Below are 8,716 nucleotides of genomic sequence, written 5' to 3' on the forward strand. Positions count from 1 at the left end.
CTTCTAGGGGTCGGGTTTGCACCGCCATCCAGATGAATAGTTATAACTCTTTTTGGGGTTTTCCCCGCGAGTTACCTGAGTCATACCCCTCCCGGTGAGGGAGGCTCCTACTCAGAACAAGCCGCACTTGGCCAAAGAATCCACGAATCGTTCTGTCTCCTCCTACTAACCTGGCTGAATTATTCTGATCACAACTGAATTATAGCGGTTATCATACTTATGAGGTACACAGGATTTTTTCCCTCTTCTCTCTTCCCTACTCCCTACTCCCTACTCCCTACAACCTGCTCCCTTTAGTACTCATTTTGATACCGATTTGATAAATCGATTCATAATTAAAGCAGCGATAAAACCAACTCCAACATGAAATAGCACAAACACGACACTGTAAGTCAAGCAAGGTGTAACACCAGCGCTGGGGCAATCTAAGGATTCTTTCGGGTCGATAATAGACTCTACCGGTTTACCAGCGGTTTGGGAAGAAATACCACTAACCGCTAAACCAGTACCGACCAGGGCAATCCAACGTTCTAATTGTTTTTCTCGCGCTTGATCAGCCTTCTCCTTATCTCTGAGGGCTTTTTCCAAAGCGCGATCGCATTCTGCTTGCTCAATGTCCACAATGCCTCGGATACTACCAAGCATCTGGTCAAATAATTGCTGACCGGGTTTGAGATAATTCAGGTCGGTTTTAATCTGTTTTTCAAACCGTTTAGTTCTTTGGTTGAGGAAGTCTTCCAAAAACTTGATAGTATCGTCTTCCAGACTATGTTCACAGATTTTGTTTAGCCAGTAGTCATAGTTGTGGTCATTGGTAGCGATCGCATTTTTGTGATCCTCCATGTCTCGCAGATAACCAGCATACTCAAAGGTCTTGGATGGCATCTCGGTCAGTTTCTGCTTCAGTTGCTCTAGCCGTGTGTCTCCCTCCGTTGGCAATGCCTTGAAGCCTTGAACCTCTTGTTCCAGTTGGCTATAGAGTCCTCTAGTTTGGCGATAACACCAACGGGCTTGATCATAAGCAAACAGGATTTTACTGCGACAGCACAATAGATTGAAAAAAGACAAAGACGTCTTTTCAACCAGTTTTAAGGTTTCTGGGTTACGGTTTAACCAGACCAGAACGTGACATTGCTCCGTTGGTTTCTCTTTACCGTTGTCATAGGCAAAAATTGGGCTACCAAATAACTGCCCAGATGCGGTAAATTGGGGTTTTTGGTCGGTTCCCTGCAAAAAAGCATCCACACAGGCATCGGCTAACGTTCTATCCTCTTCGGGAGTGCCCACTGGTTCGCCATAGAGCACTAAGGTTTGTCCTAAAGAAGCTTGAATGTTGCTGGCTAGGAGGCACCCTTGGGGATTGAAGTGACTAAATTCACTGGCTGCAACGGTATTCTGGCAAGACAGGGTTAGGTCAAGGGCATAAGTATCATGAATTTTAACCGGATCAACCTGGACGGTTAGGGGAGAGCCTGCTAGTTGCAGTGGTGCAGTGTAGGTTTTGTCATCATCATCTAATAGTTCTATGTAACGGCTTGCGATCGCTGTTTGGCTGGAAGGGGATAGTATTTTTTCCGGTAAAGATTCCAGGTCTGGGATACCTAGGGGTTCGCTGAGCTTAGCACAGTGTTGCCACAACTGATCCGCATCCTGTCGCAACTGTTCCGGTTCTTGACTTAAGTCTTGGCAGAGATGAAACCCATAAAGGGTGACGCTGGGGTTTTTGAGTCGCAAGGCGGTATCACTCATCAGCCTTTGGGATTTTTGGGTTTTTCGGTTTCTAGGGGAGTACTCTGACGCAGAGCGTTGAGTACTTCTTCTTTCAGATCATTTTTTTCATAGTCTGCTTTGGCTTCAGGAGTAGGGAATTTGCCTCCAGGTCCTTTTTCAGGAATTGGTTTACTACCAACTAAAACATTTAGAGCATCGTTAATAACTGGATTAGATTTACACCAGTTCTCAATCTTATTTAATAGTCCCTCCACATCATGATTAGATAGGGGAGTAATTATCGCTTCCAGTTCATTCCGATGCTGTTCAGAAAAAAGCTCTGCTTGGCTGTTGATTAGCTTGATAAAATTTCTTATTGCTTGAATCTCATATTTCATAGTCTTAACTCCTATTGATCAATTGCACAAAATGCTGCCCAATGGTAAGGTTTTTCAAAAGGCTTATCGCTGGGTCTTAGATACTTAAAATCATCATTATTCGAAAGGGGAGCACTCAAAAACCGCTTTTGATAACTCTTTATAGATGAGCTTTCAATCCAGAGTAATAAATTTTCCTTTGTTACATCCCGCAGCCAGAGTTGCGCTTGGTTAAGGGCAACTGCTAAGGACATTTGGGAGTTTAGCCAATTATCATAAAATTTAATCATTAACAATGCTGTCGATAAATCGTTTACCTTCCACAAGCTACTAACCACTGCTGGACTCCCCGCCACTAGAAAACCACTGGGTAAACCAATGTATTCATCGCTAATGTTGGTGTAATCAATCAGTCCTGTTTCACAAGCAGAAAGGGTGACCAGGCGACATTGTTCTAATTTTAACTCAAAGACATCATCGATAGTCAAACATTTCTCTAGGTCATAGTCTTCATCTTCTACTCGTAAATAGCGCTCCGAATTGGGTTCAGCAGAGGTCGGCTGATGGGCATTGGCCAGAATTAGAGCCGATTTCCGTGGTTCTTGGTAATTAAAGTAACCGTGACAGCTAAAATGTAAACAGTGGTAACTGTTGAGAGCTTTGCTATCTATGGCGGCTTTGGTGGCATCGTTTTCCACAAGAACTTCTGTATCTGGTGGTGGATTGAAGTAGCGTTTAACTACGTCTACTTCGATAGGAGTGTAATGTAAATTATCAGCGGAATTTTGAACTGCAAACAGGTGGGTAAACTCTTCTGGGCGTTTTCTAGTTTGAACAAGTTGGAGTAGTTGACAGCTAGGAGCGTAACTTACCCCTGCTGGAAACCGATCCATTATAATTCTAGTTTTACCTTCTCCCTGCTTACTGGTAATCGGTAAAGTATGAAGGGGCAACAAATGTAAATACCGATGGGGAATTAAAATTAAGCGATCGCACTCTGGAGGAATCTGCTGAATGATGTCATCAATGGATAGAATATCAGCTAGCTCATCTAGGCGGTTGCTTAGGTCGTTTTGCCAATTAGATTTTTCGGTGTAGTAGCTTTCCAGATATTTAACTACCCAATTTAGAAATTTGTATAAGTCTTGTGGCTCAGATTGCCAAACTATGGGCTGTTGAATTTGGTGGGTAAAGATGAACGTGAGCAGCTTATTCCCTGTAATGTAAAATTCTACAATGGCAGTGTTGTCATCTAAATTGTTCTGAAATTGCTCAAAGTTAAAGCTAGAACCGATAAGTAAATATTGGTCTTGTAAATCATTGCGCTGCTTTCGCAACTGTTGGAGACGTTGTGCTAGGGCGGTTTGATTTTCAGCTTTTCCCTGTTGGATTTGATATTGACCTGCCGCTATTTCATCCCTGTATTGTTCTAATTGAGTGGCAACATCTACAGGAAAGATGGTTTTCAGGTCACGGCTGAGAATCTTGTCAACTAAATTCTGGGTTTTGCTCCGTTCAACATATTCAATGGCTTCGGTGATATTAGTTAATTCTAGGCAAACTTCTACCATGCCTCCATAGACTTTATTCGATTCTTCAGCTAGTTTGGTCTTGTATTCTTCTACTCCAGAACCAGAACTAATTTCATCTCGCAGGAATTCTACGGTTTTAATGGCAGCATCAAAAGCTTTGTAAGCTTCCGATGAATTTTGAGCATCTCGGTAAGCGAAACCAAGGTTATTGTTAGTATTTAGATAATTTTGGGGAAATGCCTCAAAGGTTAATACTCTTAGAGCCTGTTGGTAACAAGCGATAGCTTCTTCACTATTCTGTGCTTTTTCCCCTTTTATTCGGTTACAGTAAGCAGCACCGAGATTATTTTTTGTATTTGCCCACTCATAAGGAAATTCCTCAAAGGTTAATACTCTTAGAGCCTGTTGGTAACAAGCGATGGCATCTTCACTATTCTGTGCTTTCTCCCCTTTGATTCGGTTACGGTAAGCATTACCGAGATTAGTTTGTATGATTGCCCACTCATAAGGAAATGCATCAAAAATGATGACTGTAAGAGCCTGTTGATAACAAGCGATCCCTTGTTCTATATTCTGTGCTTTCTCCCCTTTTATTCGGTCACCGTAAGCAATACCGAGATTAGTTTGTGTCCCTGCCCACTCATAAGGAAATTCCTCAAAGGTTCTAACTCTTAGAGCCTGTTGGTAACAAGCGATGGCTTCTTCAATATTCTGTGCTTTCTCCCCTTTTATTCGGTTAACGTAAGCAATACCGAGATGAGTTTGTGTCGATGCCCACTCATAAGGAAATTCCTCAAAGGTTAATACTCTTAGAGCCTGTTGGTAACAAGCGATGGCTTCTTCAATATTCTGTGCTTTCTCACCTTTTATTCGGTCATAGTAAGCAATACCGAGATAATTTTTTATCCTTGCCCACTCATAAGGAAATTCCTCAAAGGTTAATACTCTTAGAGCCTGTTGTAAACAAGCGATTGCTTGTTCTATATTCTGTGCTTTCTCTCCTTTGATTCGGTCACCGTAAGCAATACCGAGATTAGTTTTTGTATTTGCCCACTCATAAGGAAATGCCTCAAAGGTTAATACTCTTAGAGCCTGTTGTAAACAAGCGATCCCTTGTTCTATATTCTGTGCTTTCTCCCCTTTTATTCCCTTACAGTAAGCAATACCGAGATTAGTTTTTGTCGTTGCCCACTCATAAGGAAATGCCTCCAAGGTTAATACTCTTAGAGCCTGTTGTAAACAAGCGATCCCTTCTTCACTATTTTGTGCTTTATCACCTTTTCTTCCCTTACAGTAAGCAGCACCGATATTAGTTTTTGTCGATGCCCACTCATAAGGAAATGCCTCAAAAGTTAATACTCTTAGAGCCTGTTTTAAACAAGCGATCCCTTGTTCTATATTCTGTCCTTTCTTCCCTTTTATTCTGCAATAGTAAGCATGACCGAGATTATATTGTGTCTTTGCCCAATCTTCAGGAAAAGCCTCAAAGGTTCTGACTCTAAGAGCCTGTTGGTAACAAGCGATGGATTGTTCTATATTCTGTCTTTTCTTCCCTTTTATTCTGCAATAGTAAGCATGACCGAGATTATATTGTGTCGATGCCCACTTAAAAGGAAAAGCCTCAAAGGTTAATACTGTTAGAGCTTCTTGGTAACAAGCGATCGCTTCTTCAATATTCTGTGATTTTTCCCCTTTTATTCGGTCACCGTAAGCAATACCGAGATTATCTTGTATCGATGCCCACTCAACAGGAAATGCCTCCAAGGTTAATACTCTTAGAGCCTGTTGGTAACAAGCGAACGCTTGTTCTATATTCTGTACTTTCTGACCTTTGATTCGGTTAAGGTAAGCATTACCGAGATTACCTTGTGTCCTTGCCCAATCTTCAGGAAAATCCTCAAAGGTTCTGACTCTTAGAACTTCTTGATAACAAGCGATCGCTTCTTCTATATTCTGTGCTTTCTCCCCTTTTCTTCTTTGAGAGTAAGCATTACCGAGATTGTTTTGAGTCTCTGCCCATTCAACCGGAAAAGCTTCACGGGTGCGTACTTCTAAAGCTAATTGGAAGCAAGTGATCCCTTCTTCAATATTTTCTGCTTTCTGACCCTTTTTTCTTTGACAGTAAGCAGTACCGAGATTGTATTGAGTCTTTGCCCATTCAACTGGAAAAGCTTCACGGGTGTAAACAGTTAGGGCGACTTCATAACCAGTGATAGCAATTTCCATATTGCTGGCTTTGTCACCCAAGGGTAATTCTGCTACTATTGTGCTAAATTCAACAAGATCTGCGCTTAGGGATGTGGCTTGATCTGGTTTCGCTTCCGCCAGCTTACTTGTTGCCCAAGCCCGCAATTTTTATGCTAAGGTCTGATTAAGTTTATCTATATTTGCTTCCAGTAATTTATCAACTACCTGGTGATCACCATTACTGTCTGCAATTGCTTTTAGTACCTGTAAGAGAAAGTCAAGTTGGGCATCAGATGTATTGTCAGCCATTGCCATCCACTGCTATACAATAGTTATTCAAAAATTCGACTTATTGAAAGCACCCTGGATTTACCAATCTTCCGCCATTGGCAAAACTGTCTGCTGCTATCCCTTAGGAAAAGGCAAGAGGCAGAACCTTGTAAATTATAACATTCCTAAGAAGTCAGAAGTCAGAAGTCTGAAGTCTGAAGTCTGAAGTCTGAAGTCTGAAGTGGGTAGTGCTGTATTAATATCTAACACACGAGTACCCATTAACCGCAAACGAGTACCCATTAACCGCAAACTAGTACTCGTTTATCACATACCAGTACTCGTTTCTCGTTAACTAGTACTGGTGTATAACAAACTAGTACTGGTGTATAACAAACGGGTACCCGTTTCTCACATACTAGTACTCGTTTCTCGTTAACTAGTACTGGTGTATAACAAACAAGTACTAGTTTTTCGTTAAACTGTACTAGTTTATCATTTAACAGTACTCGTTTATCAGTAACTAGTACTTGTTGCTAATCGAATAGTACTTTTGTATTAAAAACCGGTACTGTTTTGTTCTTAACGAGTACCATTTCCTCACATGGTAAGAGGGAATAGGGAATAGGGAGCAGGGAGCAGGGAGCAGGCAATAGGCATGCTAGCAATAGGCATGCTAGCAATAGGCAAGGTAAGCTATCAGCTAATAGCTATCAGCTATAGCGTTTCTAGGACTCATGAGGTACACATAACTGTTTGACTATTGGCTTTTGCTTCTTCTATCTTAGCTGCTCCCTGCTCCCTGCTCCCTGCTCCCTAAAAACCAGATATTTGTACCTCACCAGTCGTAGAATTGCTATAGCTGAATGCGACACCTAACCGGATGTTACTTATCCGTTAACTGGTTCAACCAATTGGTCAAATCCACTTCGGTTTCAAAATCTAACAACGCTTCTCCTAAATCCTCCAACTGCTCAAAGGATAATTTCTCAATTTGATTTTGTAATTGGGGATTGATTTCACCTAAGCGACGGTTAAGTAGACGCTTAATTAAATTAAGCTCATTGCGCTTTCCTTGTTCTAATCCCTGTTCTAATCCCCGTTCTAATCCCCGTTCTAATCCTTGTTCTAATCCTTGGCGAATAATTCGTTGATAAACTACTGACTCTTGCATCATATCCTCCCGAAAATAAGCTTGAATTAACTGCTCATCAAATTTCACTCCAGCCAACAGTTGCACGCAAGCAGATAGGTTACGCTGCTGTTGTCTATCTTCAATCATATCGATTCTGGCTGCTACTTGGGATAGCAAGGTTTCTGGCACTTCCGCTTGTGCTAATACTGCCAAGGGTAGTAATCCTGGGGTTGTTAGTAATGGTTGTGGATCACATTCCCAAATCCGAATCACCCGGTAGCGGAAGGATAGGTTCCTCTCAGTAAATTGATTCACAAATACTCCGGCTAATCGGGTTGGTTTCAGGAATATTATTACCTGTTCAATATCACAACGATACTGTCGATATAACCTGACCCAATAATCCAGCATCCGCAGGGGTAACGGAGGTTCAGATTGGGGTAGGGTTTGAAATTCCAAATGCAAGATAGCATCAGCAACTCGCACAAAAAACAAGGCATCTGCCCGAATTGGTTCTGTGCTTAATTCGGTGTTGAGAATTTCGATATCCTCTGCTAGTTCTTGGTTAAATAACCAACGGGTAAAGGCTTGGGGATATTGTTCAACTAGATATTTTAGGGTACTGTCGTAAGTCATTACACATCTGATCTAACTAAGTCAATTCTGGTTAACTAATCGAAAAGAGGGTTAAGAGCCACAAATTCGACGACTCGAACCTATCCCAAATCATCTTCAATAAAGCCAGGGTAAGGTATGTCGGAAATATTGGCGACTTAACTAACTCTTGAAATTCCCAGTAAACCCCGACAATCATTAACGGTATATCGGGGGATAATAACCAGGTTAAATGATTGCTATTGTTTGGTGATATTATTCTATTTTATCACAGTTTTTAGCCCTAATATTACTCAAGTTTTAGTTAATAATTTTAAAGTTTATTCGCTAATATTGGTAGTGTTTTATTGCAGTTAAATCTCTATTTGGCCAGGGGCAAATAGATTCAAAAGTCCCCCTTATTAAGGGGGATTTAGGGGGATATAAAAGGAATTAACCAAACTGCATGTGTCTGAAATAAACGCTAATGTATGCTTTATAACTCCTATGCAATAGTTTTTTTAACAAATCCTAAAAATACCAAAAAAAACTTTTTAAAACCCTTGACAAATAATTTTATAATTATTATAATAATCATTGTAAAATCAAGTTGTAATTATTCACTATGTCAGACAACTTTACTCGCAACTTCAAGAAAAAACCGACTCAGCACACTCTCAAAGGTCCTCGTGAATCAGTAATCAATAGTATCCATATGCTTTATTCCCTAGGCTATGCAGAAATCGCGGAGTGGACTCCTCTAGAGCCGACCGATATTCCAGGTGAAGGTGCGATTCGTTGACTATAAACCTTACCCTACAAGGGTTTTGGGGGATTAGCCGCCTGGTCTCAGGAAACTGAACCTTGACAACTTGATAACCATGATGGTGAAAATCCATCCCTCGTGAAAT

6 protein-coding genes are annotated in these 8,716 nt (G+C 41.1%); 1 reads left to right on the plus strand and 5 read right to left on the minus strand.

The window, feature by feature from the left end; translation table 11 throughout:
- Positions 1-300: 300 nt before the first annotated feature.
- From F6K51_RS34130 to F6K51_RS34150, 5 genes are all read right to left on the minus strand, one after another.
- Positions 301-1,749: a hypothetical protein gene (locus tag F6K51_RS34130; protein WP_293029613.1), complete on the minus strand. Its 1,449-nt coding sequence runs from the start codon at positions 1,747-1,749 to the stop codon at positions 301-303.
- Positions 1,749-2,108, minus strand: a complete 360-nt coding sequence (locus F6K51_RS34135) for a hypothetical protein (RefSeq protein ID WP_293029617.1) — start codon at positions 2,106-2,108, stop codon at positions 1,749-1,751. The genes F6K51_RS34130 and F6K51_RS34135 overlap by 1 nt, the downstream gene beginning before the upstream one ends.
- 11 nt (positions 2,109-2,119) lie before the next feature.
- Positions 2,120-5,971 carry a CHAT domain-containing protein gene (locus tag F6K51_RS34140; RefSeq protein WP_293029620.1) on the minus strand — a complete coding sequence of 1,284 codons (3,852 nt, stop codon included), beginning with the start codon at positions 5,969-5,971 and terminating at the stop codon, positions 2,120-2,122.
- A gap of 3 nt (positions 5,972-5,974) precedes the next feature.
- Positions 5,975-6,115, minus strand: a complete 141-nt coding sequence (locus tag F6K51_RS34145; RefSeq protein WP_293029623.1) for a hypothetical protein — start codon at positions 6,113-6,115, stop codon at positions 5,975-5,977.
- Positions 6,116-6,962: 847 nt separating this feature from the next.
- The gene (locus F6K51_RS34150) at positions 6,963-7,847 is read right to left on the minus strand and encodes an Rpn family recombination-promoting nuclease/putative transposase (RefSeq protein ID WP_293029626.1); all 885 of its coding nucleotides are present in this window, start codon (positions 7,845-7,847) and stop codon (positions 6,963-6,965) included.
- Positions 7,848-8,430: 583 nt separating this feature from the next.
- On the opposite strand from F6K51_RS34150, the gene F6K51_RS34155 reads away from it, so the two are divergent.
- On the plus strand, positions 8,431-8,607 hold the full coding sequence (locus F6K51_RS34155) for a hypothetical protein (RefSeq protein WP_293029629.1): 177 nt from the start codon (positions 8,431-8,433) through the stop codon (positions 8,605-8,607).
- Positions 8,608-8,716: the final 109 nt, after the last annotated feature.

The organism is Moorena sp. SIO3I8 (genome assembly GCF_010692325.1).
GTDB lineage: Bacteria > Cyanobacteriota > Cyanobacteriia > Cyanobacteriales > Coleofasciculaceae > Moorena.

Coding starts and splice junctions, on each gene's coding strand:
- F6K51_RS34130 (WP_293029613.1), bottom strand. CDS start 1,749: ATGAGTGATACCGCCTTGCGACTCAAAAACCCCAGCGTCACCCTTTAT.
- F6K51_RS34135 (WP_293029617.1), bottom strand. CDS start 2,108: ATGAAATATGAGATTCAAGCAATAAGAAATTTTATCAAGCTAATCAAC.
- F6K51_RS34145 (WP_293029623.1), bottom strand. CDS start 6,115: ATGGCTGACAATACATCTGATGCCCAACTTGACTTTCTCTTACAGGTA.
- F6K51_RS34150 (WP_293029626.1), bottom strand. CDS start 7,847: ATGACTTACGACAGTACCCTAAAATATCTAGTTGAACAATATCCCCAA.
- F6K51_RS34155 (WP_293029629.1), top strand. CDS start 8,431: ATGTCAGACAACTTTACTCGCAACTTCAAGAAAAAACCGACTCAGCAC.